The organism is Microbacterium sp. AG157 (genome assembly GCF_003385695.1).
In the GTDB taxonomy this organism is placed as follows: domain Bacteria; phylum Actinomycetota; class Actinomycetes; order Actinomycetales; family Microbacteriaceae; genus Microbacterium; species Microbacterium testaceum.
This window is the reverse complement of the sequence record NZ_QRDK01000003.1, coordinates 390,636-413,551: the sequence shown is the minus strand read 5'-3', so window position 1 is coordinate 413,551 and position 22,916 is coordinate 390,636. Positions and strand designations below refer to the sequence as shown.

Annotated in this window: 25 protein-coding genes; 17 read left to right on the top strand and 8 right to left on the bottom strand. The window is 70.9% G+C overall.

Annotation, left to right across the window (positions count from 1 at the left end; translation table 11 throughout):
• Positions 1-108 precede the first annotated feature (108 nt).
• The 5 genes from DEU35_RS11220 to DEU35_RS11200 form a co-directional block, all read right to left on the bottom strand.
• Positions 109-1,098: a sugar phosphate isomerase/epimerase gene (locus DEU35_RS11220; protein WP_116239554.1), complete on the bottom strand. Its 990-nt coding sequence runs from the start codon at positions 1,096-1,098 to the stop codon at positions 109-111.
• The gene (locus DEU35_RS11215) at positions 1,095-2,054 is read right to left on the bottom strand and encodes a sugar phosphate isomerase/epimerase (RefSeq protein WP_116239553.1); all 960 of its coding nucleotides are present in this window, start codon (positions 2,052-2,054) and stop codon (positions 1,095-1,097) included. The genes DEU35_RS11220 and DEU35_RS11215 overlap by 4 nt, the downstream gene beginning before the upstream one ends.
• Positions 2,051-3,061, bottom strand: coding sequence for a restriction endonuclease subunit R (locus DEU35_RS11210; protein WP_116239552.1), 1,011 nt, complete (start codon positions 3,059-3,061; stop codon positions 2,051-2,053). The genes DEU35_RS11215 and DEU35_RS11210 overlap by 4 nt, the downstream gene beginning before the upstream one ends.
• Positions 3,058-3,471, bottom strand: a complete 414-nt coding sequence (locus tag DEU35_RS11205; RefSeq protein WP_116239551.1) for a hypothetical protein — start codon at positions 3,469-3,471, stop codon at positions 3,058-3,060. The genes DEU35_RS11210 and DEU35_RS11205 overlap by 4 nt, the downstream gene beginning before the upstream one ends.
• Before the next feature lie 86 nt (positions 3,472-3,557).
• Entirely contained in the window at positions 3,558-4,826 is a 1,269-nt protein-coding gene (locus DEU35_RS11200) for an ROK family protein (RefSeq protein WP_103207830.1), read from the bottom strand.
• Positions 4,827-4,935: 109 nt separating this feature from the next.
• On the opposite strand from DEU35_RS11200, the gene DEU35_RS11195 reads away from it, so the two are divergent.
• The 15 genes from DEU35_RS11195 to DEU35_RS11125 all read left to right on the top strand — a co-directional run bounded on the left by DEU35_RS11195 (position 4,936) and on the right by DEU35_RS11125 (position 19,420).
• Complete coding sequence (locus DEU35_RS11195) at positions 4,936-6,027, top strand: Gfo/Idh/MocA family protein (protein WP_103207832.1); 1,092 nt, start codon at positions 4,936-4,938, stop codon at positions 6,025-6,027.
• Positions 6,024-6,761, top strand: a complete 738-nt coding sequence (locus DEU35_RS17180) for a hypothetical protein (RefSeq protein ID WP_141378042.1) — start codon at positions 6,024-6,026, stop codon at positions 6,759-6,761. Before DEU35_RS11195 ends, DEU35_RS17180 begins: the two co-directional genes overlap by 4 nt.
• Positions 6,762-7,048: 287 nt before the next feature.
• Positions 7,049-8,065 carry a VOC family protein gene (locus DEU35_RS11185; protein ID WP_116239549.1) on the top strand — a complete coding sequence of 339 codons (1,017 nt, stop codon included), beginning with the start codon at positions 7,049-7,051 and terminating at the stop codon, positions 8,063-8,065.
• A 34-nt stretch (positions 8,066-8,099) separates the two neighbouring features.
• Complete coding sequence (locus DEU35_RS11180; RefSeq protein ID WP_116239548.1) at positions 8,100-9,047, top strand: fumarylacetoacetate hydrolase family protein; 948 nt, start codon at positions 8,100-8,102, stop codon at positions 9,045-9,047.
• Complete coding sequence (locus tag DEU35_RS11175; protein ID WP_396652088.1) at positions 9,044-10,093, top strand: cyclase family protein; 1,050 nt, start codon at positions 9,044-9,046, stop codon at positions 10,091-10,093. Before DEU35_RS11180 ends, DEU35_RS11175 begins: the two co-directional genes overlap by 4 nt.
• 35 nt (positions 10,094-10,128) lie before the next feature.
• Positions 10,129-11,262, top strand: a complete 1,134-nt coding sequence (locus tag DEU35_RS11170) for an FAD-dependent monooxygenase (protein ID WP_116239547.1) — start codon at positions 10,129-10,131, stop codon at positions 11,260-11,262.
• On the top strand, positions 11,259-12,290 hold the full coding sequence (locus tag DEU35_RS11165; protein WP_103207843.1) for an amidohydrolase family protein: 1,032 nt from the start codon (positions 11,259-11,261) through the stop codon (positions 12,288-12,290). The genes DEU35_RS11170 and DEU35_RS11165 overlap by 4 nt, the downstream gene beginning before the upstream one ends.
• Positions 12,287-13,258, top strand: coding sequence for a fumarylacetoacetate hydrolase family protein (locus DEU35_RS11160; RefSeq protein WP_103207845.1), 972 nt, complete (start codon positions 12,287-12,289; stop codon positions 13,256-13,258). Before DEU35_RS11165 ends, DEU35_RS11160 begins: the two co-directional genes overlap by 4 nt.
• Positions 13,255-14,016, top strand: coding sequence for an SDR family NAD(P)-dependent oxidoreductase (locus DEU35_RS11155; RefSeq protein WP_116239546.1), 762 nt, complete (start codon positions 13,255-13,257; stop codon positions 14,014-14,016). The genes DEU35_RS11160 and DEU35_RS11155 overlap by 4 nt, the downstream gene beginning before the upstream one ends.
• Positions 14,017-14,145: 129 nt before the next feature.
• Positions 14,146-15,639 carry an MDR family MFS transporter gene (locus DEU35_RS11150; protein ID WP_116239545.1) on the top strand — a complete coding sequence of 498 codons (1,494 nt, stop codon included), beginning with the start codon at positions 14,146-14,148 and terminating at the stop codon, positions 15,637-15,639.
• A gap of 37 nt (positions 15,640-15,676) precedes the next feature.
• Positions 15,677-17,266, top strand: coding sequence for a GMC oxidoreductase (locus DEU35_RS11145; protein WP_116239544.1), 1,590 nt, complete (start codon positions 15,677-15,679; stop codon positions 17,264-17,266).
• A 234-nt stretch (positions 17,267-17,500) separates the two neighbouring features.
• Complete coding sequence (locus tag DEU35_RS11140) at positions 17,501-17,890, top strand: ester cyclase (protein ID WP_103207853.1); 390 nt, start codon at positions 17,501-17,503, stop codon at positions 17,888-17,890.
• 136 nt (positions 17,891-18,026) lie between these two features.
• Entirely contained in the window at positions 18,027-18,311 is a 285-nt protein-coding gene (locus DEU35_RS11135; RefSeq protein WP_174799699.1) for a hypothetical protein, read from the top strand.
• Positions 18,308-18,745, top strand: a complete 438-nt coding sequence (locus DEU35_RS11130) for a BLUF domain-containing protein (protein ID WP_103207855.1) — start codon at positions 18,308-18,310, stop codon at positions 18,743-18,745. The genes DEU35_RS11135 and DEU35_RS11130 overlap by 4 nt, the downstream gene beginning before the upstream one ends.
• A gap of 39 nt (positions 18,746-18,784) precedes the next feature.
• On the top strand, positions 18,785-19,420 hold the full coding sequence (locus tag DEU35_RS11125; RefSeq protein WP_116239543.1) for a Pr6Pr family membrane protein: 636 nt from the start codon (positions 18,785-18,787) through the stop codon (positions 19,418-19,420).
• Here the strand turns inward: DEU35_RS11125 and DEU35_RS11120 are convergent.
• Positions 19,415-20,104: an SGNH/GDSL hydrolase family protein gene (locus DEU35_RS11120; protein ID WP_116239542.1), complete on the bottom strand. Its 690-nt coding sequence runs from the start codon at positions 20,102-20,104 to the stop codon at positions 19,415-19,417. The genes DEU35_RS11125 and DEU35_RS11120 overlap by 6 nt on opposite strands.
• 20 nt (positions 20,105-20,124) lie before the next feature.
• Entirely contained in the window at positions 20,125-20,709 is a 585-nt protein-coding gene (locus DEU35_RS11115) for a YdeI family protein (protein WP_116239541.1), read from the bottom strand.
• 125 nt (positions 20,710-20,834) lie between these two features.
• On the opposite strand from DEU35_RS11115, the gene DEU35_RS11110 reads away from it, so the two are divergent.
• A complete protein-coding gene (locus DEU35_RS11110) occupies positions 20,835-21,194 on the top strand; it encodes a hypothetical protein (RefSeq protein ID WP_103207864.1) in 360 nt (119 codons plus the stop codon).
• A 192-nt stretch (positions 21,195-21,386) separates the two neighbouring features.
• Positions 21,387-22,148: an SDR family NAD(P)-dependent oxidoreductase gene (locus DEU35_RS11105; RefSeq protein ID WP_116239540.1), complete on the top strand. Its 762-nt coding sequence runs from the start codon at positions 21,387-21,389 to the stop codon at positions 22,146-22,148.
• Positions 22,149-22,164: 16 nt separating this feature from the next.
• Here the strand turns inward: DEU35_RS11105 and DEU35_RS11100 are convergent, their stop codons facing one another.
• Positions 22,165-22,704, bottom strand: a complete 540-nt coding sequence (locus DEU35_RS11100) for a DUF6611 family protein (protein ID WP_147301861.1) — start codon at positions 22,702-22,704, stop codon at positions 22,165-22,167.
• Between the last annotated feature and the right edge of the window lie 212 nt (positions 22,705-22,916).

The following is a 22,916-nucleotide window of genomic DNA, read 5'->3' as shown; positions in this document are numbered from 1 at the left end:
CAGGACCGACACGCTGCCCTGCCGCCGAGCGCGGCGGCGTGTCGGGGGCGAACTCCGTCTGACGGCACGCCTGGCGTGCGGGATCCACGGACGGTGGGGTATCGCCGGTCAGCCGGCGACGCGGGCGCCCTCCAGGATCGGCCGCAGCACCTTTTGCACGTACCAGCCAGCGACCATCGTGCTCTCGGCGGGGTGAGGGCTCTGGTCGGATTCGACGACGATCCAGCCGCGGTAGCCGTGTTCGGCCAGGGCGCCCACGAAGCCCTCGAAGTCGACCAGCGCGCGTTCGTCGCTCGGCTCGTAGAACCAGCGCAGGATCTTGCGCGCGCCGCCCTCGGTGCGGATGAACTGCTCCGCGTGGGGTGTCGACGCCTCGGCGTCGTCCACCGTCTCGCGGGCGTCCTTCAGCTGCACGTGCACGACGCGGTCGGCGTGACGGCGGTAGAGAGCCACCGGGTCGATGCCCGCGATCGCGAGCTCGGCGGTGTCGATCGCGAGGCCGACCTTCTCGGCATCCGTCGCCTCGAGGAGGCGCGAGATGCCGTCGTCGAGCCGCAGCGCCGAGAGGAAGTCGACGTGCAGGCCCAGCGCGATGCCGTCCGCCGCGATCGCTTCTCCGACGGCGTTCCACAGGCGCGCGAGCACGTCGATCTGCTCGGCGGACAGGGCCCCCGTCTGCCATGCCGACGGCGCCGCGCGCACGACCAGCACGCTGCCCCCGAGACGGCGAAGAGCATCGGCGAACCACCGGGCGGTGCGGACGATCTGCTCGACCGAGGCGGGGTCGAGCGGGTCGGGCCCGCGGCCCATCTCGACCTCGAACCCGACGGCGGGGTCGTAGACGTAGCTGCTCACGGCCTCGATCGCGCACGAGGAGAGGAACTCCCCGAACTTCTCGACCGAGCCGTAGAGGTCGGCGAGCTGCTGCGGAGTGCCGAGCGGTTCCCACGCGCCGAAGCTCTCGGCGGTCAGCTCGACGCCCGGGAATCCGCTGATGGATGCCGTCTTGAAGGCCCTCTCGTGCTCGCGCGTGCGCACGAACGAGTCGATATTGGTGTCCCACTGGTTGATGGCGTAGGCCCAGCGCACGTCGCTCATCGCGCGACCTCCTCGTTGTAGATGCCGTCGAGCACGTTCTTGGCGTACCACCGCGAGATCGCGGTGCTCTCGGCGTAGTCGCCGCCGAGCTTGTCGGCCTTGTCGTGCTCAACGCTGATCCAGCCGGTGTAGCCGTTGTCGCGTACCGAGCGCATCATGGCCTCGAAGTCGACCAGCCCCTCGTCGGTGCCCATCTCGTAGAACCATTTCTCGGTCGTCTTCGCCGACACCTCGGCATCCGGGAACATCCGATAGTCGTCGTTGACGTCTTTGTGGCGGGTGTCCTTGAAGTGGAAGCCCGTCACGCGCTCGTGGTGCTTCTCGTATACGTCGACCGGGTCGACGTCGGCGATGCAGTGCTGGGCGGTGTCGACGAAGAACTTCACGTAGCGGGGATCGGCGTACGAATAGAAGCGGTCGATCTGATCACGCGTGCGGATGCCGGCGTAGAACTCGTGGTGGCAGGTGAGGTTGACGCCGTACTGCTGCGTGAGCTCGCCGACCTTGCCCCAGATGTCGGCCGCGTGCTTGAGGCCGTCGTCGGGGACCCCCGCCTCGTCGAAGTAGCGGGATCCGGGCATGACGATGATGTTGTCGAGCTGGATGCCCGACCACATGTCGAGCGTGCGCTGGAAGTCCTCGAGGATCGTGCCGTGGGTGGCCGGCACCTCGGGGGCGTAACGGTCGGGGGAGTAGTACACGCCGTGGAACGTGTTGACGATGCGCTCGAGGCCCTGCTCCTGCACGAACTCCTGGTAGTTCGCGACCGAGCCGTACTGCTCGAAGATCTGCCAGATGCGGAAGTCGAAGGTGTCGATCGCGTCGAAGCCGACGGCGGCGATCTGCTGGAGGAAGCGCTTCATCGCCAGCTTGGACTGCCACTGGTCGTAGGGTCCGGCGGGGCCCTGGGCCCGCCAGTGGTCCATGTAGCTCCACTTGATGGGTCGGTCGGTCATTGCGTGCTCGCTCTCTGAAGGGGTGCGGATGGGTGACGGTCGGAGAGGGCGCCGGCGGCCAACGAGAGATGACGCGACGTCATCTCCCACGGGTCGTCGTCGAGCCACTCCTGGCCGCCCCACTCGCTGCAGAGCGTGCCGGTGAAGCCCGTCGCGGCGAGGGCGTCGCCCACGTCGCGAAGGGGGTCGGAGATCCGGTCGTCGGCATCGTCGAGGTCCCAGAACTTCAGGTGCACCGCACCGAGAAGAGGGAGGACGGATGCCAGATCGGAAGCCCGCGCGCGTCCGAAGCGCACGAGCAGGTTCATGAAGAGGGTGTGCACGGGCCCGGGCACCTGCCCGGAGCGCAGGAGGTCGACGACCGCGTCCTGGGTCGCGGGGTCGCGCCACTCGTCGCGCAGTCGTCGGAGCAGATCGGGGCGGATGCCACCGCGCTCGAGCCGATCGAGGTAGGTCACGGGGAGCGCGGGCATGAGCATGCTGATGTCGAGCAGCAGCCGCACGTGCGGGGTGTCGAGCTGGGCGATCCGGTCATAGGCCGCCGGGCGCGCGGTGGGCGTCTCGTGGCCCTGCGCCTCCTCGTAGAGCACGAGGTCGAGCTCTTCGAGCAGGGGGACGAGATTGTCGAGGATGGCCCCGGCCTGGCCGATCGGCAGACGGACGCCCGTGGCGCCGACCGCGGCTGCGGCGCGCAGCTGCGGCTCGAGGAACGCCCGGCGCTCGGCATCCGCGCGTCGACGGCCGCGGTCGAACTCGTCGATGCTGACGCCCACGATGCTGACGCGTCCGCCCGCCGCGGCGAGCCGGTCGCGGAAGGCGCGGGCGTCGGGGTGCGGAGGGTCGGGGAACCCGCGCCACATCTGGCCGAGCTCGATCTCGATGCCCGTGGCCACGCCCCGCTCGACCAAGGTGAGGGCGAGGTCGGGGGCGGTCCGCTCGGCGCGGATCACCTCGGGGGTGAGGTTGAAGGCGCTGGCGGTGAGCTGCCAGCCGACGGGGAGGCTCATGTGGTCCCTCCGACGGCACGCGCGACACCGGCGGCGACGGCGTCCGTGTCGAGCGTGCGGGTGAACGCGAAGGGCAGGCGCAGGGGTGCATCGGGCCCGCCGGGCAGGTAGGGGATCTCCAGGCGGAACGAGACCGAGACCTGATGGATGCCGGGGCTCACGGCACCCGGGATCTCGAGGACGACGCGGTCTTGGAGGTACCACCAGCCGTCCTCCTGCGGCAGGGCATCGGGGGAGAGGCGACGCTCGCCGAGGATGATCGCGGGCTCGAACTCCCTGCCGTCGAGCTGCACGATCGGGTCGAGCAGACTCGACAGGGGCAGCGAGCGGATCCACGGCAGCGAGAGGCGCAGTCGGGTCGCGCCGTCGACGCCGCGCAGGGCATCGTCGCGGAGAGCCGAAAGGGTCATGGCGGGCACACGTCCTCGTGTCGCGGCGCCTCGGACGAAGCGCTTCCGCGCACAACCTACCGACTAATGTCGGAAATAGAAAGAAGTTAGTCGAAGAGGCCGTGCACCGCCGCCACCGTCGGACGGCCGTCGGCGAACCAGCGCGGCAGGCTCACCTCGAACAGCTGCTCCTGGGCGAGGTCGACGCCGCCGCGCACCGGTTCGCGGGCGTCGCTCTCGCTGGTGCGGATGACCAGATCGCGTGTGGCGAGCGGGAGCGAGAGCTCGTAGACGCGGTGGCGGACCTCGGCGAGGAACAGCTCGCCTGTCGAGGCGACGGCTCCACCGATGACGATGAGACTCGGGTTGAACATGTTCACGAGGGCGGCGATCGCCTCGCCGACCTGTCGAGCCGAAGTCTGCACGAGGGAGGTGGCCAGGGCGTCGCCCCGGGTGGCCGCGATAGTGATGCTCTCGAGAGTGAGGTCGGTCCCGGATGCCGCACTGTCGGCGAGGACGCCGGTGGCGCCCCGCTCGATCGCCTCGTGCGCGTCACGCACGAGGGCCCACCCGCCGGCCACGGCCTCGAGGCATCCGATCTTGCCGCACCGGCACACCTGCTCGGCGCCGGGGACGCGCACGTGGCCCATGTCGCCCGCTGCGCCGTTCGCGCCGCGGTGCAGGCGTCCGTGCGAGACGAGGCCCGCGCCGATGCCCGTGCCGACCTTGCAGTAGATCAGATCGATGCCCTCGTCGCGATGCCGCGCGCGCTCGCCCGCGGCGAGCAGGTTGACGTCGTTGTCGACCCAGACGGGCGCGCCGTAGCGCTGCTCGAACGCCCCGCGCACGTCGAAGCCGTTCCACCCGGGCATGATCGGCGGGGCGACCGGTCTTCCGGTCTCGAAGTCGACGGGGCCGGGGAGGCCGACCACGATGGCCCAGACGGGGGTCCCGTCACCGGACGCGAGCAGGTCGTCGACCATGGCGGTCGCCGTGTCGAGGGTCTCTTCGGGGCCGCTGGCGATGTTCCAGGCGCGGTGGGCCTCGTCGAGGATCGTGCCGTCGAGATCGGTCACGCCGACGTGGATGTGCTGGCCGCCCAGGGCGCAGACGACGATGCGCCCCCGCTCGGCGCGGAAGCGCAGGGTGCGCGGAGCACGTCCGCCCGACGACGGGGCGTATTCCGCATCTTCGAGGAAGCCCATCTCGACGGCCCGGTCAACGCGCTGCGCGACGACTCCTCGACCGAGCCCGGTCACGCGGCCGATCTCGGGTCGGGTGACCGCGTCGCCCGATCGCACCATGTTGACGATGCGCAACAGGCTCGTGACTTCGTCGGTCTGTGCGCCGAAGCGGAGGGTGGACACGTTCGCCATGGGTCGATCCTCACACAGGACAAGCCGCCCACTGCCGGAAACGCGAGATCTATGGTTCATTTGTCTCTAACTTCAGCGTGATTCACACCGAAGTGGCGAGGGGGCCAGGATGACGTGGGGCGTGGGCATCATCGGCGCGGGGCCGGGAGTGGCGGCTCTGCACGCCCCCACCCTCGCCCGCACCGACGGTGACTTCCGGCTCGTCCACGTCAGCGACGCGGGTAGCGGTCGAGCCGCCCTGATCGCGGAGCGCTTCGGAGCGCGGGCGTCGTCGGGGGTCGAAGAGCTGCTCGCCGATCCCGAGGTCGACGTCGTGGCGATCTGCAGCCCGCCCGCACGGCACACCGAGCACGTGCGTGCTGCTCTGGCTGCGGGGCGACGGGCGATCTTCTGCGAGAAGCCCCTGGCCGACACCGCCGACGAGGCCGACCGTCTCGTCGCCGAGTGCGCCGCGGTCGGTGCGCTGCTCGTCGTCGGCACGAACCACCTCTTCGACCCTGCATGGACGCGGGCGACGCACCACCTGAGTGCGCTCGACGGGCGGATCGCGGCGGTGACGGTGACGCTCTGCCTGTCGCCGAACGACCGGTATCACGCGGTGACGATGGGCGAGCCGCTTCCCGCTGGTGCGCCCGTGCACCGCCCGCCGCTCGACCGCGACGATCCCGAGCAGAGCGCGGCGATCGTGCGACAGCTCGTGGCCGGGCTCGGGGTGCACGACCTGCCGCTCGTCCGCGACCTCGTGCCAGCCGCGCCCGACCTGGTGTGGGCTCGGCCGGTGGCGCCCGTGGGGTTCGATCTGGCGCTGCGCGCGAACGGCGCGCTCGTCCGGTTCACGACCGTGATGCTCCCCGAGGGTGCCGATTCGCTCTGGCGCGTCAGCGTCGTCACCGCGGGTGCCCGAGTCGAGGTCGAATTCCCCCCGCCGTTCGTGCACGTCGGCGGGGCGCGCACGACGGTTCGCGATGCCCAGGGGGTGCACACGGTATACCCGATCGACCGTCGCGACGGCTACGAGGTGGAGTGGCGCGCGCTCGCCGCGCTGCTGCGCGGAGAGGCCGCGATGGAGTACGACGAGTTGCGCGCGGACGCGGTCTTCGTGCTGGCGATCGCCGACGGAGCGGCCGCGGCCGTTCGGGCGGGGGCGGTGCGCGAGGAGGCCGGGCCGGATGGCGCCGAGCGAGCGGAGGTCGGACGGTGAATGCGATCGAGGTGCGCACGGATATCCCCGCCTACCGCGCCGCGGTGGCCGAGCTCGCGCCCCGCGTGCGACTCGGCGTCGGCGTCGACGGTGTCCGCGTCGTCGCGGGGCGCGGCGCGTGGTGGGAACGGCTGGTCGATGCGACCGCGTTCATCGTCGACGAGCCCGAGCCGCTGCCGGCCGCCGTCCTCGGGCGGCTCTGGGTGATCGGCGTTCCAGTCGCGGTCGTCCGTCGACGCCTGCGGCCCGACGTGTTCGCCGACGCGACGGCGCAGGCGGTCGCCCCTCGTCACATCGTGGTCGACGCGTGGGGAGGGCGAACGGATGCCACGGCCCTCCTCCGCGACGCGATCGGGTGGGCGCGGGTGCTCGCCGGCGGCCCGCTGAGCGTCGTCGGTCGCGCCGACACAGCGGCGGCGACGACGATGTCCCTGCGCGGTCCGGACGGCGTCGGCCTGAGTGTCACCCGCGCGATCGGCGGCGGGGTGGGCGGCGCTCTGGTCGCCACGGCGCTCGGGCCGCGACGGGTCGAGGTGCGCGTCGACAGCACATCGCCGCTGTGCGAGGTGGCCTTCGATGACGAGGACGGTCGCCGCATCCGGCCCGTTCGGCGGGAATCCCCCGAGCGTCTCGCGCTGCGCCGGGTTCTGGAGGCCGTCGAGTCGGGCACGGCGCTGAGCGACCTCGCGGAGCTGGCGGCCGACGATGCCGCCATCTCGCACTTCCCCGGATGAGCGCGACCGCTCCCGCCGGAGCCTGTCATGTCCCGCTCCCGCCGGAGCATGTCCCACTTTTGGTCGGTTGCCGGCTCCGCAAGTGACCACAACTGGGACATGCACCGTCATAAGTGGGACGCGGGGCCGACTGTCCGCGGAAGGGCACCCCAGCCGTCCGCGCTCGCTACGGCAGCGGATAACTCACGCCGATGCCCGGCATCCACAGAATCGGATTCCCTGATATCGACTTCGGTCGGATAGTGGAAGAAGAGTCGGAACGACCCGATTCACCGAAAGGATCGAAGATGATCAAGCTTCTCTCTCATCTGTCGTTCGTCGCGATCACGACTCCTGATGTCGAGGCCTCGGTGGACTTCTACGTCCATCAGGTGGGGCTGACCGAGGTCGCCCGCGAAGACGGCCGTGTCTACCTCCGCTGCTGGGGCGACTACTACGCGTACTCCGTCGTCGTCGCCCAGGGCGACGAGCCCTCGCTCGAGACCATGGCGTGGCGGACCTCGTCGGCCGAGGCCCTCGAGGAGGCCGCGAAGCGCGTGCAGGCCGCCGGTATCGAGGGCGAGTGGTTCGAGGGCCGCGGCATCGGCCGCGCCTTCCGCTTCACCGGGCCGTTCGGCCACAACATGACCCTGCACTGGGACGTCGAGCGTCACCGCGCCGAGCCGCACACGGCTTCGATCTTCCCCGACCGCCCCGAGAAGCGCAGCCCCGTCGCCGGAGCCCCGCGCCAGCTCGACCACGTCACCGTCGCCACGCAGGACGTCGACGCGTTCGTGCAGTGGTACGTCGACACGCTCGGGTTCCGCTTCATGGCGCGCACCGTGCTCGACGAAGCCCCCATCTCGGTGTTCTCGGTGCTCACGACCAACGAGAAGTCGCACGACCTCGGCGTCGTGCTCGACGGCTCGAGCCGCGCCGGCCGCATCAACCACTACGCCTTCTGGGTCGACACCCGCGAAGAACTGCTCATCGCGGCCGACACGCTCATGGAGAACGGCATCCCCATCGAGTACGGCCCCAACATTCACGGGATCGGCGAGCAGACGTTCCTCTACTACCGCGAGCCCTCGAGCCTGCGCATCGAGCTGAACACCGGCGGCTACCGCAACTACGTGCCCGACTGGGAGGCCAACACCTGGAAGCCGTCGCAGGGGTCGAACAACTTCTACCGCAACGGCCGCATGCCCATGTCGATGACCGAGTCGTTCCCGCCGGCCGACGGCCCCAGCGCCACCGAAGAGGGCGTGCCCGACGAGATCAAGGACGCCCTGCTCAACCCCTACGCCGTCGAGGGTCGGGGCTGAGGGTCGATCCCGGTCGGGGAAAGTGAGAACCATCATGACGACTGCACCGTTCGCGCTCGCGCGCTTCCGAGACGGGGGTGCCGTGCGCGTCGGCCTCGTGGTCGGCGACCGCATCCGCCCGCTCAGCGACGCCGAGCTGGGAGGCGGTCTGAACGCGTTCCTCGCCGACCCCGACTGGGATCGAATCGAAGGCCTGACCGAAGCGCCGGGGGAGTGGCATCCGCTTTCGGCTGTCACTCTCACGGCGCCCGTCGAGCCGCGGCAGGTGCTGCAGACCGGCGCCAACTACCGCGAGCACGTCATTCAGCTCGTGGCCGCGGGCCTGACGCAGAACACCGACCGCACGCCCGAAGAGGCGCACTCCTTCGCCGCCGAGATGATGGACGAGCGCGCCCGCAGCGGCGAGCCGTACTTCTTCATCGGGCTCACCGCGTGCGTCGTCGGCGACGACGTGCCGCTGGTGCTGCCGGGCTACAGCGAGGTGCACGACTGGGAGCTCGAGCTCGCCGTCGTGATCGGCCGCGAGGCGTTCCGCGTCTCGCGTGAGGAGGCCCTCGATCACGTCGCCGGGTACACGATCGTCAACGACATCACGACGCGCGATCTCGTGTTCCGAAAGGACATGAAGGAGATCGGCACGGACTGGTACCGGGCGAAGAACGCCCCCGGGTTCCTGCCGACCGGGCCTCTGCTCGTGCCCGCGCGTTTCGTCGACTCGACCGACACCCCCGTACGTCTCGAACTGAACGGGCAGGTGATGCAGGATGCCAACACCTCCGACCTTCTCTTCGACGTCCCGGCGCTCGTCTCGGCGGCCTCGCAGACGCACCCCCTGCTCCCGGGCGACCTGCTGCTGACGGGCAGCCCCGCCGGCAACGGCCAGCACTGGAAGAGGTTCCTGCGCGACGGCGACGTCATGACGGGGACCATCGGTGCGCTCGGCACCCAGGTCGTGCGGTGCGTGGGGGAGGCGGCGTCGTGACCCTCCGACCAGCTCAGGGACCGGACGCGGCGCGAGGACCGGGCGCGGCTCCGGGGGCCCTCCCGTCCGAGGACCCGGCCGACCTCGACCGGCAGAATCCCGAGACCGAGATCGCCGCGCGCGCCGAGGCGTTCCGCAACTGGGGCCGCTGGGGCGAGGACGACGTGCTCGGCACGCTCAACTTCATCGACGCCGACAAGCGTCGCCGGGCCGCGGCCCTCGTGCGCGACGGCGTCTCGATCTCGCTCTCGCAGCGCTTCGACACCGACGGGCCGCAGAAGGGCTGGCGCCGGCGCACCAACCCGGTGCACACGATGACCGACACGGGCACGGATGCCGAGCGAGGCAACCAGGGCTTCCCACACGGCATCGGCGGCGCCGACGACGTCATCGCGATGCCCCTGCAGTGCTCGACGCAGTGGGACGGCCTCGGTCACATCTTCGACCACGGGTACGCCTGGAACGGGCGCCGGGCGGGCGACGTCGTGACGAGCGACGGCGATCTCGTCACCGGCATCGAACACGCGGCCGACGTGATCGTCTCGCGGGGCGTCCTGCTGGACCTGGGCCGTCACCTCGCCCCCGACACCCGAGAACTCGCTGACGGCTACGCGATCACGGTCGGTGACCTCGAGGCCTGCGCCGACGCCGAGGGCGTCGAGATCGAGCGAGGCGACATCGTGCTCGTGCGCACCGGCCACTACACGCGCGCGCACCGCGAGGGCTGGGGCGACTACGCGGGCGGCCCCGCACCGGGACTCTCGCTCACCACGGCCGGGTGGCTGCACCGCACCGAGATCGCCGCGATCGCGACCGACACCTGGGGCTTCGAGGTGCGTCCGAACGAGTTCGACGTGCCGGCCTTCCAACCGCTGCACCAGGTCGTCATCCCGAACATGGGTCTGACGATCGGCGAGATGTGGAACCTCGACGCGCTCGCCTCGTACTGCGCGGCCGCGGGTCGGTGGCAGTTCCTGCTCTCGGCCCCGCCGTTGCCGATCACCGGGGCCGTCGGGTCGCCGGTGAACCCCGTCGCTCTGCTGTAATTCCTTCACCCGTCCCAGAACAGAGAGGTTCTGACATGACCGCCGTTCAGAAAGTCGCGATCGCCGGAGCCGGCGTCGCTGGCCTTGCCACCGCCATCTTCCTCGCCAAGGCCGGTGTCGAGGTCGACCTCTACGACGCCCAGCCCGCGCTGTCCACGCACGGCTCGGGCATCACGCTGCAGGGCAACGCCCTGCGCGTTTTCGACGAGCTCGGCGTCTGGGACGAGATCGCCGCCGCCGGAAAGGCATTCGAGGGCTTGAACCTCCGCGCCCCCGGCCCCGGGGCGCCCGTCGTCGCGGCTCTCCCCGACCTCAAGACCGGAGGCCCCGACTACCCCTCCACCATGGGCATGTCCCGCCCCGACCTCGCCCGCATCCTGCTCGCCGAGGCCGAGCGCTCCGGCGCGCGCGTGCACTTCGGCACCCGTGTGACGGGCGTCTCGCAGACCGACGACGCCGTCGCCGTCGAGGTCGACGGTCGGCCCACGGGCACCTTCGATGTGCTCGTCGGCGCCGATGGCCTGCACTCGGCGGTGCGCGAGATGATCGGCATCCACGTCTCTCCCGAGCAGACGGGCATGGGAATCTGGCGCACGTTCGTCTCGCTGCCTCCCGAGGTCGACCGCAGCGAGCTGTACTACGGCGGGCCGATGTACATCGCGGGCTACACCCCCACGGGTGACGACACCATGTACGCGTTCCTCGTCGAGGCGGCGCAGGACCGCTCGAGCGCCTCGCCCGAGGAGGCGCGGCGCATCATGGTCGAGCAGTCGCGCGCCTACGACGGCCCGTGGAACCACATCCGCGCCGACATCGAGGCCGGTGCCGACGCCAACTACACGTGGTTCACGCGCCACCTCGTCGATGCCCCGTGGAATCGCGGTCGCGCCGTCGTCATCGGCGATGCCGCCCACAGCTGCCCTCCCACGATCGCTCAGGGCGCGGCCCAGGGACTGGAAGACGCGGCGGTCCTCAGCGAGCTGCTCGTGAACCGGGATGCCGTGGACCAGACGCTGTGGGACGAGTTCCACGAACGCCGAGTGGCGCGGGCGAAAGCCATCGTCGACGCCTCGGTGCAGCTCGGTCAGTGGCAGCTCGACGGCGTCCGCGACGCCGACATGGGCGGCCTGATGTTCGGTGTCGCGCAGCTGACGGCGGCCCGCGCATGAGCGTCCCGCAGCAGGGTGCGCCCGAGGTCACCGACGTCCACGCCCACCTCCTGATGCCCGGCCTGCACGCCGAGGTCGAGCGTCGGGTGCCCGAGGACGTGCAGGCCGCGGCCGACCTGGAGCTGCGCCGGAACGGCTTGCCGAGCCTGCAGGCCTCGGGGCGCATGATCGGCGAGCGCTTCCCGAAGCTGACCTCGGTCGAGGCTCGCCTGGCCGCGATGGACGCGCAGGGCGTCGACCGGCAATGGGTAAGCCCCTCTCCGAACCACTTCTACCCGTGGGCGAACGAAGGACTCGCGACCTGGGCGACCGGCGAGGCGAACCGTCTCATCGCGGAGCACGTCGCGCAGGCGCCCGACCGGCTCGTGGGCTTGGGCACCGTGCCCCTGCAGCACCCGCACCTCGTGGTCGACGCTCTCGACGACGCCGTGCTCGGCCGGGGCCTCGCGGGCGTGGAGATCTCCTCGTTCGCGGGCGAGGTCGAACTCAGCGACGAGCGTCTCGAGCCCTTCTGGGCGCGGGCGGCCGAATTGCGTGCCGTGGTGTTCCTCCACCCCTTCGGCTGCTCACTCGACGAGCGGCTCGACCGGTTCTACCTCTCCAACACGGTCGGCCAGCCCACCGAGAACGCCGTCGCGTTGTCGCACCTGATCTTCGCGGGCGTGCTGGACCGGCATCCGGGACTCCGTCTGATCGCCGCGCACGGGGGCGGATATCTGCCGACCGCGATCGGGCGGAGCGACCGGGCCTGGAGGGTGCGCCCCGAGGCGCACGGCTGCGCGCATGCGCCGTCGACGTACCTTTCGAAGATCTGGTTCGACACCGTCGTGCACGACGAGCGGGCGCTGCGCTGGCTCGTCGAGGCGGCGGGAGCGGACCGGGTACTGCTGGGGAGCGACTTCCCCTTCGACATGGGCCTGGACGAGCCCGTCGCCTTCGTACGCGGGGCGGGGCTGACGGATGCCGACACGACCGGCATCCTGGGCGGGAACGCCGCCGAACTGCTGCGCACGCGGGTGCACGCGTGAGGATCGCGCGCTGGACAGACGGCGCCGACGTGGGCGAGGGCTTCGTCGACGGTGACGCGGTCGTGCCGTTCCCGGACGGACTGCGGGTCGCCGAGGTCTTGGCGCAGGGGCTGTCGGTGGTGTCGGCGCTCTTCGAACGTCGGGATCGCGCCGCCGCGAGGTCGCTGTCCGAGGTGCACCTGCTCGCCCCTCTCGTGCCGGCCTCGATACGCGATTTCGTGGCCTTCGAGGAGCACGTCGAGGGCGTGAGCGCCTCGGTCGACGGCAGGAGCGAGGTCGTGCCCGAGTGGTACGAGGCGCCGACGTTCTACTTCACCAACCCGCACACCGTGCGGGCGACGGGGGACGTCATCGCGATCCCCGAGACACAGCGCCTCGACGTCGAGCTCGAGCTGGCGGTCGTGATCGGAGCGGTACCGGGTTCCGACGGCGAGAACCTGGATGCCACGACGGCGGCATCCCATATCTTCGGCTACACCGTGATGAACGACTGGTCGGCGCGCGACCTGCAGTCCCGCGAGATGAAGGTGCGCCTGGGGCCCGCCAAGGGCAAGGACTTCGCCATGACCCTCGGGCCGTGGATCGTCACGGCCGATGAGATGGAGCCCTTCGTCGACGAAGACGGCTTCCTCGCCGTGCGCGCGGAGCTGTTCGTCAACGGCGAGCTGATCGGCCACGACCTCGTGTCGAACATGGGCTGGCCGTTCGCCGAGCTCGTGGCCTACGCCGCGCGCAATTCCGTGGTCGTGCCGGGCGACGTGCTCGGCTCGGGGACCGTCGGCAACGGCGGCTGTCTCGGCGAGCTGTGGGGTCGTCGCGGCGGCCTCGACCCGCGCCCGCTCGAACCGGGCGATGAGGTGCGCCTGGCGATCGAGGGCGTCGGCGAGGTCGTCAACGTCGTAGGGGAGCGGGTAGCGGCGCCGCCCGTCGCCCGGGCGCGGGAGCGGTCGCGGGCACGGTCGCGATGAGCACGTCCGGCGTCACCGGCAACCTCTTCGTCGTCACGGGCGCGGCGGGCGGCCAGGGGGCGGCCGAAGCCCTCGCCCTCGCCCGCCAGGGTGCCGAGGTCATCGCGGTCGACCTGGCCGACGGGGCCGCCGACCTTCTCGCGGCAGCCCCCGAGGGGTCGATCGCCTACCGCCGTCTCGACGTGTCGTCCGAGGCGGGCTGGGCAGCGCTCGCCGCCTCACTGGAGGGCCGCCGGGTGCGCGGTCTCGTCAACAACGCGGGCATCACCCATCGCGCCCGCATCGGCTCGCTCGTGCGCGCCGACTGGGACCGCGTCTTCGCGGTGAACGTGACGGGCGCCATGCTCGGCGTCCAGGCTCTGCTGCCGTCGATGGATGCCGGCTCCTCGATCGTCAACATCGGCTCGGTCGCCGGACTCACGGGGCACTACACGGCGGCGTACACCGCGAGCAAGTGGGCGCTCCGCGGCCTCACGCACGCGTGCGTGACGGAGCTCGGGCCGCGCGGGATCCGCGTCAATCTCGTGCACCCCGGATTCGTCGACACGGCCATGACCGCCAGCGCTCCACCCGCCTTCCGCGCGGCGAACGAGCGAATCATCCCGCTCGGTCGCGCGGGCGAGGTCGACGAGCTCGCGGGGGTCGTGGTTTTCCTGCTCTCGGGTGCCGCGGCTTTCATCACCGGAGCCGAGATCGGTGTCGACGGTGGGCAGGCGCTTTCCGGCGCCGCCACGGTGCTCAGTCGCGCCCTGCTCTAATGTTGATTTTCGACATAAGTGGGCTATGATGGGCACGACGTCGGGGCCCTTCGGGTCCGTTCGCCCGGTGAGGGAGCCGGAGCGGCACATACGGTCGCGTCGATCGCCCGGTCGTACGGCGCCCCACGCATGACTCTCTCCCCCACGCGCTTGCGCGTTCTCGTCGCGGCCCTGCTCGCGGTGTCGTTCCTCGGTGCCCTCGATCACACGGTCGTCTCCACCTCTCTGGCCACGATCGCCGGCGACCTCGGCGCGCTCGAGCACATGAGCTGGATCATGGTCGGCTACACCCTCGCCGCCACCGTGATGCTCCCCGTCCTCGGCAAGCTCGGAGACGTCTTGGGCCCCAGACGCGTCTTCGTCGTCTCGCTGGTCCTCTTCCTCGTCGCTTCGCTCGCGTGCGGATTCGCACCCGACCTCGGCTGGCTCCTCGCCGCGCGGGTCTTGCAGGGGCTCGGCTCCGCCGGGCTGCAGCTCATGTCGCAGACCATCGTCGCCCGGGTCACCACCCCGCGTCAGAGACCGCGCTACATGGCCGTGATCGGTGCGGCCTTCCCCGTCGCGATCGTCGTCGGTCCGGTGGTCGGCGGCCTCATCACCGACTACGCGAGTTGGCCCTGGGTGTTCTGGATCAACATCCCGGTGGGCGTCGTGGCGCTCGTCCTGGCGCTCACGGCGGTTCCGGGCCTCCCGGGCGGCGCCCACCCCCGTTTCGACGTGCCGGGCTCGCTCGTGTTCACCGGCTCGCTCCTGGCTCTCATCCTCGCGGTCACGTGGATCGGCGACGACGCCCTGCGCCCCGCGGCGATCGCGTGCGCGGTCGCGGCGGCTGCCGGCATCCTGGCCCTCGTCCTCATCGAGCGCCGGGCCGAGGCCCCCATCCTGCCGCCGAGGATCCTGCGCAACCGCACGATCCTCGTATGCCTCGGCCTCTCGCTCGTCGTCGGCGCCGGCCTGTTCTCGGTGGTCGCCTACATGCCGACCTACGTGCAGATGGCGTACCGGACCACCGCGACGGTCTCGGGACTCGTCCCGATAGCGACCGTTCTCGGCATGCTCGTCAGCAGTCTGCTGACGGGGTGGCTCGTCAGCCGGTCGGGTCGATACCGGCTCTACCCGGTGGCGGGCACCGCGCTCGCCGCGGTCGGCCTGCTCACGATGGCCGTGCTTCCCGCGGGCGTGCCGCTGTGGGCGCCGATGGCGGTCATGGCCGCGGTCGGCATCGGCACGGGGGCCTTCACGAATCTGATCTTCGCGGTCGTGCAGAACGCGGCGTCTCTCGACGACCTCGGGGCGGTCACCGCGACGACGAACCTCGTGCGCCAGGTCGGGGCCGCCGTCGGAACCGCGCTCGTCGGAGGCGTGATCGGCTTCTCGGTCGCGGCCGCTCTTCCGGCGGGATTGGATGCCGCCACCCTCACACCTGCGGTGGTGCGATCGACCCCCGGAGCCGTCCAGGACGAGATCGGCCTCGTCTACCACGACGTGTTCGCGCCCATCTTCCTGGGGCTCGCGCTCGTCTACGCGTGCGGCGTGGTCGTCGCACTGTTCCTGCCCGCGGAGCGCCTGTCGGACGAGATGGCGCCGGCGGTCGCCGAGCCGGTCGACCGCCAACCTGCCTGAGTACCCGCCCCTCGCTGTGAAGCACGAAGGAGAAATCATGAGCGGCACCCCCACCGTCGCGATCGTCGGTAGCGGCCCGATCGGCTCCGCCTATGCGCGTCTGCTGCTGGAGGCGCTCCCCGGCGCCCGCGTCGTCATGTTCGAGGCGGGCCCGCAGGTCACCGAACGTCCCGGCGAGAGCGTCCGCAACATCGTCGACCCCGACGAGAAGGCGCGCGCTCGTGAGCGCTCTCAGGGGCCCCAGGCCGGGGAGTTCCGCGCGTCGCTCGGGATCCCGGCGGGGGCGGTCGTCGAGGGGATGTTCACCGCGCGCCAGGGCACGCACCTGCTGGACTTCGGCGGCGAGGGTTCAGCCCACGCCGCGAGCTTCCCGGCAGCCGCAGCCGCGACGAACGTCGGCGGCCAGGGGGCCCACTGGACCTGTGCGATCCCGCGCCCCGCCTTCACCGAGAAACTCGGCTTCATCCCCGACGACGAATGGGAGGATCTCATCTCCACCGCCGAGGGGCTGCTGCACAAGCAGAGCGCCGCGTTCTCGGACTCGCCCGTGGGGGCCGCGATCCGCGAACTCCTCTCGCGTGAGTTCGGCGACGAGCTGCCCGAGGGGTACGGCGTGAGCACCCTGCCCGTCGCGGGCGATCCCCAGCCCGACGGCACGATGCGGTGGGCCGGTGCCGACACGGTTCTCGGACCGCTCCTCGACGAGGGCACCGACACCGCGGCCCGTTTCGAGTTGCGCGATCTCACGCTCGTCCGCCGCATCGAGCACGACGGAGCGCACGTGCGCGGGCTCGTCGTCGAGGATCTGCGAACCCGGGAGCAGACGTTCGTCGAAGCGGATGCCGTCGTGGTCGCGGCCGACGCGTTCCGATCGCCGCAGTTGCTCTTCGCCTCCGGCATCCGTCCCGCCGCCCTCGGCCGGTACCTCACCGAGCATCACGTCGTCATCAGCACGGTCGCGCTCGACGGAGACCGCATGGCCGAGCTCGTCTCAGACGACGAGCTGCGCAGCGAGCTGGCGCGGCGAGCCAAGAACCCCACCGATCCGGTCGCGGCGGTCAACCGCATCCCCTTCTCGGAGCCCGACCACCCGTACTCGGCTCAGATCATGTACGCCGAGACCCCGCCGTTTCCCCTGCCGACCGACCACCCGGCCGCGGGCAACCGCTGGGGGTACGTGAACATGGGCTACGGCGTGCGCAAGGTCCCCCGGGTCGAGGACGGAGCGACCTTCAGCGACGACGAACTCGATTACCGCGGGCTCCCCAACTTCACGATCGACTACGCGCTCGACGCCGACGAGGAGCGCGAGATCGACGAGGCCACCGCGCGGCTGCGCCGGGCGGGGAGCGCGCTCGGAACCTTCATCGCCGAGCCGCGCCTGCTGCCGTTCGGCTCGAGCCTGCACTTCATGGGGACGATGCGCACGGGCACCGACCCGGCCACCTCGGTCGCCGATCCGTACTCGCGCGTCTGGGGCTTCGACAACCTGGTCGTGGGCGGCAACGCGCTGATCCCCACGGCCAACACGATGAACCCGACCCTGACGAGCGTCGCGATCGCGGTGCGCGGGGCTCGGCGTCTCGCCGACCAGCTGAGCGCGGTGCACAGCGTGCCGCACGCCTGACACCTCGGGCCGGAGTCGCCGCGCGCGTCGCCCCCGCGCCGTCCGCGCCGAAGACCCCCGCTCGACTGTCCACAACACCCGGACGATTTCTCGCAGCGCCCGAGTGTTGTGGACACTCGACGGGCTCGGGAGGCACCCCGGCCAGCCGACGTCGCGGCCGCCGCCGCCTCAGCGACATCGCCGGGGCTCCGGGCGAACGGGTCGGGTCTCCGGCATCCCGCCGATAATGGGGGAGTGGAGGTCTGGGAGACGCGCGAGTGGTTCGCCGACTACCTCGACGCCCTCAACCGGCACGATCTCGAAGCCGTCCGCGGATTCTTGCATCCCGCGGTGCGCCGCGCGCACCTGCCCGCGGGGGCCGAGGCGTGGATCGCCGATCTGGCGGAGCTGCTGCACGGCTTCCCCGATTGGCAGTGGAAGCGCATTCAGCTGATCGTCGAAGACGACCGTCTGGCCGTGCACCTCCGGGGCGGGGGAGCGCACACGGGGGCGTTCGCGCACGCGGGCCCGACCCGTCGGCGCGTGAACATCGCCTCATTCGCGATGTACCGCATCGAGGGCGGTCGGATCGTCGAGGCGAGCGGCACCGACGATGCCGCGCAGATCCGCACCGCGCTGCTCTGAGGAGAAGGGGCTCCCCGCCTATCGCGCGGCCGGGGCGTGCTCCGTGGGCGCGGTCTGTCAAGGGCGCCTGCATGTCGGAGGGGCCGGGTACTTTCGATCTCGCCCGTTTCCATCCCGGGCAGAAAGAGCGGCGACCATGGTGTCTCATGACCGCCCCGGCGCCGGAGTCGTGTGGGCTCGCGTCGAAGACGGCTTCCACGTCGGCAGTAAGAGTGGCGTGTTCCTCGGTTACATCGACCGCCAGCCCGGCGGGACGTTCCTCGCCTACAACGGTCGTTCGCGCCTCGTCGGTCGTTTCGAAGCCCTGACGGCCGCCATGGCTGCGGTCACCAACGATCAGCCCCCGCAGGATTCCGAGATCACCCTCCGAGAGGTGCGTGTGCCCGCTCCTCGCTCGATCGAGGGCGGGAAGGCCTCATGAGCTCCGACCTCGTCTCCGTTTCGTACGTCAGCGCGGCCTCCGAGCCCTTCGACGACGACCGCTTGAACGACCTCCTCTCGTGGAGCCGTCGGTCCAATCACGAGCACGACCTCACCGGCATGCTGCTGTATCGCCGCGGCCGCTTCTTCCAGGTCCTCGAGGGGCCGCAGGATGCCGTCGACGAGCTCATGACGAAGATCCGCCGCGACCCGCGACACACGGGCGTCCGTGTGCTGCTCTCGGAGCGCATCGATGAGCGCCGCTTCACGGAGTGGACGATGGGGTACGAGCCGATCGGCGTGCCCACCGCTCCCGCTCCCGAGGGCTTCCGCGACACCTTCGACGACCTCGAGGCGGACGACGAGAACGCGAGCATCCGCGCCGTGCGCGAGCTCACCGTGTGGTTCCGCGCGCGGACCGCGAACGGCGCCTGACGGAGCGGTCGTCCGGGTCTCTCGCGGTAGCGTCACGGTGTGATCTCCCCGTCCCCCGGCCCCCCTCGACGTGCGCGCGCCGTGCTGCGCGTCACCGTCGGCGCGGTCGTGATCGCGGTGGTGCTTTTCGCCTACGTGTTGCGGATCGCGGCCGGAGATGCCAACCCCTTCGACTTCTTCGGATACTTCACGAATCAGACCAGCATCCTCACGGCGCTCGTGCTGATCGCCGTGGGAACGTTCGGCCTGAGGGACCGCCCCGTTCCCTCCGCGCTCACGCTCGCGTGGGCGATCGGCGCCGCCTGTCTCATCGTGGTCGCCGTCGTCTACAACGCTCTGGTGCCCGGAACGGGGTCGGCCCCGCCCTGGGTGAGTGTGGTGCTGCACGTCGTCTTTCCCGTGCTCGTCGTCGCGGACGTCGCGACGGCTCGCGACCGACCCCGGCTCGCGTGGCGGCGCCTGTGGTGGGTGTTCCCGTATCCGCTGTTCTGGATCACCGTCGTCCTCGTGCGCGGCGCGACCGACGGGTGGGTTCCCTACGGGTTCCTCCTCCCTGAGCGCGGCCTCGCGTCGCTCCTGCTGCACGTCGTCGGCATCCTGGCCCTGCTTCTCGTCGCGGCGACGGGCGTCTGGGCGCTCGGTCGACGACGGTCGTCGCGAGCCCTGCCGTCATAGGGGCGGGTCGAGGGCGCCCAGCGCGGCATCCATCTTCTCCGCCATGGAGGCGTACCCGGTGTCGTTGGGGTGAAGGCCGTCGCCGGCCATCCAGCTGTCGGCGGAGTCGGCGTAATGACCGTCGAGCCAGTGGCTGGCACCGTCGATGTGGTCGGCGCCGATCCGCGCGGCGGCGTCTTCGACCCAGCCCGCGATGACGTCGACCGACGCCGGGCGGTCGGCGGTGTACCAGAAGGGCTCGACGACGACGATCCGTGCGTCGGGCAATCCCTCGCGCAGGCGCTGCAGGTCGCTCTCGATGGTCTCGCGGATGCGCTCGGCCGCGCGGTCGTAACTGAAGTTGTCGTTGAGACCCATGGTGACGAACACCAGATCGGGGTCGTCGGCGATGACCTGGGCGGGGATGTCGTCGAGTCCCGGCCCCATCGACGCGCGGCGGTTGACGAAGCCGAGGCCGTTCTCGCTGCGGTTGATCTCTTGCCAGCCCCGCTCGGCCGACACGATCGTCGACCAGCGCTTGTCGTTCGAACTCGCGCCCGTGCCGCGCGTGTACGAGTCGCCGTAGAACGACACGACGGGCCCGGTGACGGCGGGTGCGGGTTCTGCGGTGGGGGCCGTGCACGCGGACACGCCGAGAACAAGGGATGCCGCGGCGATCAGGCCGAGGAGTCGTCGCGCACGCATGAGCCCATTCTCGGTGGCGATCAGTCCCCCCGGGCCGGGGGAGCCGGATCGGCGGCGAGACGTTGCACGTGGCGCGCGATCCTCGTCGCCCGGGTCGCGGGCGTCGTCGCGGTGACGACGGGATGCAGCACCGAGTAGCGCTCGGCCTTGGTCAGCGCCTCGAAGGCGCGCGCCGCGACGGGCTCGGCATCCAGGGCTTCGCGCAGATCCGCCGGGACCTCGATCGCCGCGGATCCCTCGTAGGCGCGCTCCCACCGCCCGTCGGCCTGAGCGCGTGCGATCTCGTCGGCCCCGCGGGGCCGCAGGCGACCCTCGTCCGTCAGACGGGCGACGTGATCCACGTTCCGCTTCGACCACATCGAGCGGGCGCGGCGCGGAGTGAAGTGCTGCCGGAAGGTGTCGGCATCCCGAGACTGCTTTCGCCCGTCGATCCACCCGCTGCAGAGGGCCTCGTCGAGGGCCTGGGCGTAGGTGAGAGACGTGGGCGAGGTGGTGCCCTTCTTCGCGAGGACGAGCCAGACGCCGTCGCTGGTGTCTTCGTGGGCGTCGAGCCAGGATCGCCAGCGCGCGGCGTCGGCCACGATCAGTTCGGGGGCTTCGGTCATGATCGTGATCCTCTCGGCCGGCTCATCGGACCCTAGCGCGGACCCCCGACACGAGCGCCCTATCGGAGCGCGCGCCCCGGGGCAACCGGCCCCCTCCGATGCGCTCGAGAGGAGAACATCGCTGAATGCGCAGTGTGACTTATGCCGGTGAGACCGTGACCACGACCGACGATGTGGCCGAGGCGCTCGTGCAGCTCACCGCGTCGATCGCTGCCGAGGGGCAGGCCGAGGCCGTGAGCATCCCCATCGTCACCGGCGGCGGACAGGAAGACGAGGCCGAGCTCGTCATCGGCGTCGGCAACGACGTGCTCAGCGCCCCGGCCGACTGGGAAGGTCAGGAGCCCGACTTCTCGTGGGCGGCCGAGGAGCTGCGCCAGCACAAGCGTTTTCCGCAGGCGCCCGCCGTCGCCGTCGAGCAGTCGAGCGACGACGCGAACCCCGACGCCTTCTGGGATCCCGACCTCGACGGCTTCACCCGCGCCTGAGCCCGCACGACCGGCCCCGCACCCGCGGGGGGAGCTCGTCAAGCCCGCCTCGCCGCCCGCGCTCAGACGTAGCGTGGGTGATCCGCATCGGACGCGACCGGTTCATCGCCCCGATGCGTGAGCCCCGGACAGTTCGGGCGGCCCGCCGTTTCGTGGAGCCGCCCGAACGCTCGGCACCGGGAGGATGGGCACATGCTGCACTCCCTCGTCACCGGCGCGTCGCGCGGAATCGGACGCGCCATCGCCGTCGCCCTCAGCGCACGCGGCGATCGGGTCGCCGTCCACTACGGTCAGGATCGATCGGCCGCCGAAGAGACCCTCGCCCTTCTGCACGGTGAGGGGCACGTCCTGGTCGAGGGGGACGTCTCGGACCCCGCGACCGCGGAACGGATCGTCGACGACGTCCTCCACACGTTCGGACGCATCGACGTCCTCGTCAACAACGCGGCCCTCGCCCCGAACCCCTCGACCTCGCACCCGGTCGCGACGGTCGACTATGCCACCTGGCACCGCACCTGGGAACGCATGGTCCAGGTCGATCTGCAGGCGCCTGCCAACCTGAGCTTCCTCGTCGCCCGCTCCCTGATCGAGAGGGGGCTGCCCGGGGCGATCGTGAACGTGGGCTCCCGCGGCGCCTTCCGCGGCGAGCCGGAGTTCCCGGCCTACGGCGCGGCCAAGGCGGGCCTGCACGCCATGGGCCAGTCCCTCGCCGTGGCCCTGGCGCCGCACGGCATCGCCGTCACGAGCGTCGCGCCGGGGTTCGTCGGCACCGATCGGCAGCAGGAGAAGCTGTCCGGGCCGACGGGTGACGGCATCCGGGATCAGAGTCCCTTCGGCCGCGTCGCTACCCCCGAGGAGGTGGCGGATGCCGTGGTGTATCTCAGCGCGCCAGGGTCGCAGTGGGCGTCGGGAACGATCCTCGATCTGAACGGCGCCTCGCACCTGCGTACGTGACCGCCGGCAGCACGAGTCAGGACCCCGCGGGCCGCACGTCGGTCATGTGCTCCACGAGGGCGGCGGGAGTGTGCCCCGGCGCGGGGGACAGCGCCGCATAGACATCGCCCCAGGTGAGCATCAGGTGCGCGCGGCTCCCCGTGACGGCCGTCCACCGCCCGGCCTCGTCCAGCCGATCCGCGTGATCGCGGAGCGGTGAGGCGTCCGTCATCCATACGCCCGCGCCGCTGATCTGCCAGGACTCGCGTACGCGCCGCGCGAACGGTCGGCTCCTCCACACCAGCCATGCCCACGGCCCGAGCCATACGGCCGCGCCGAGCGCCACGCTCCACGAGACGGAGGCGGCGTGGTGTGCGACGACGGCTGCGGCGATGCCGCAGAAGGAACCGATGGTGGGCCAGATGACGGCGGCGTTCCAGGCGAGCCGCTCCTCGGGGGTGCCGTCCGGGGGGAGGACCCGCAGGTGCTCGACGATGAGCCCGTGTCCGCTCCATCGACGTTCGTAGGAGCCCCAGGTGCCGCTGACGTGAAAGGGGAAGCCGGTGTTCGATCGCACGGGACGATGGTGCGCTCGCCGGATCCGCCCCGCGAGGATCCTCACGATACCCATGCGGGGGCACCGCGCGTCCACGTCGTGCACACCGGCGAACAGCTGTCTCCACAGCTGTGGATAACTTTGTGGAATGCGTGTGTGGAAACGCGGCCAGCCTGTGTAAAGGCATGTGGATAACGCCCTTATTCGTTAACGTGTTCGAAACTACACGCGCG

What these genes read in the sequence shown, in the direction of transcription:
- DEU35_RS11220 (WP_116239554.1), bottom strand. Translation starts at nt 1,098, where the DNA reads ATGAGCGACGTGCGCTGGGCCTACGCCATCAACCAGTGGGACACCAAT.
- DEU35_RS11215 (WP_116239553.1), bottom strand. Translation starts at nt 2,054, where the DNA reads ATGACCGACCGACCCATCAAGTGGAGCTACATGGACCACTGGCGGGCC.
- DEU35_RS11210 (WP_116239552.1), bottom strand. Translation starts at nt 3,061, where the DNA reads ATGAGCCTCCCCGTCGGCTGGCAGCTCACCGCCAGCGCCTTCAACCTC.
- DEU35_RS11205 (WP_116239551.1), bottom strand. Translation starts at nt 3,471, where the DNA reads ATGACCCTTTCGGCTCTCCGCGACGATGCCCTGCGCGGCGTCGACGGC.
- DEU35_RS11200 (WP_103207830.1), bottom strand. Translation starts at nt 4,826, where the DNA reads ATGGCGAACGTGTCCACCCTCCGCTTCGGCGCACAGACCGACGAAGTC.
- DEU35_RS11195 (WP_103207832.1), top strand. Translation starts at nt 4,936, where the DNA reads ATGACGTGGGGCGTGGGCATCATCGGCGCGGGGCCGGGAGTGGCGGCT.
- DEU35_RS11185 (WP_116239549.1), top strand. Translation starts at nt 7,049, where the DNA reads ATGATCAAGCTTCTCTCTCATCTGTCGTTCGTCGCGATCACGACTCCT.
- DEU35_RS11180 (WP_116239548.1), top strand. Translation starts at nt 8,100, where the DNA reads ATGACGACTGCACCGTTCGCGCTCGCGCGCTTCCGAGACGGGGGTGCC.
- DEU35_RS11170 (WP_116239547.1), top strand. Translation starts at nt 10,129, where the DNA reads ATGACCGCCGTTCAGAAAGTCGCGATCGCCGGAGCCGGCGTCGCTGGC.
- DEU35_RS11165 (WP_103207843.1), top strand. Translation starts at nt 11,259, where the DNA reads ATGAGCGTCCCGCAGCAGGGTGCGCCCGAGGTCACCGACGTCCACGCC.
- DEU35_RS11155 (WP_116239546.1), top strand. Translation starts at nt 13,255, where the DNA reads ATGAGCACGTCCGGCGTCACCGGCAACCTCTTCGTCGTCACGGGCGCG.
- DEU35_RS11150 (WP_116239545.1), top strand. Translation starts at nt 14,146, where the DNA reads ATGACTCTCTCCCCCACGCGCTTGCGCGTTCTCGTCGCGGCCCTGCTC.
- DEU35_RS11145 (WP_116239544.1), top strand. Translation starts at nt 15,677, where the DNA reads ATGAGCGGCACCCCCACCGTCGCGATCGTCGGTAGCGGCCCGATCGGC.
- DEU35_RS11135 (WP_174799699.1), top strand. Translation starts at nt 18,027, where the DNA reads ATGGTGTCTCATGACCGCCCCGGCGCCGGAGTCGTGTGGGCTCGCGTC.
- DEU35_RS11130 (WP_103207855.1), top strand. Translation starts at nt 18,308, where the DNA reads ATGAGCTCCGACCTCGTCTCCGTTTCGTACGTCAGCGCGGCCTCCGAG.
- DEU35_RS11120 (WP_116239542.1), bottom strand. Translation starts at nt 20,104, where the DNA reads ATGCGTGCGCGACGACTCCTCGGCCTGATCGCCGCGGCATCCCTTGTT.
- DEU35_RS11115 (WP_116239541.1), bottom strand. Translation starts at nt 20,709, where the DNA reads ATGACCGAAGCCCCCGAACTGATCGTGGCCGACGCCGCGCGCTGGCGA.
- DEU35_RS11110 (WP_103207864.1), top strand. Translation starts at nt 20,835, where the DNA reads ATGCGCAGTGTGACTTATGCCGGTGAGACCGTGACCACGACCGACGAT.
- DEU35_RS11105 (WP_116239540.1), top strand. Translation starts at nt 21,387, where the DNA reads ATGCTGCACTCCCTCGTCACCGGCGCGTCGCGCGGAATCGGACGCGCC.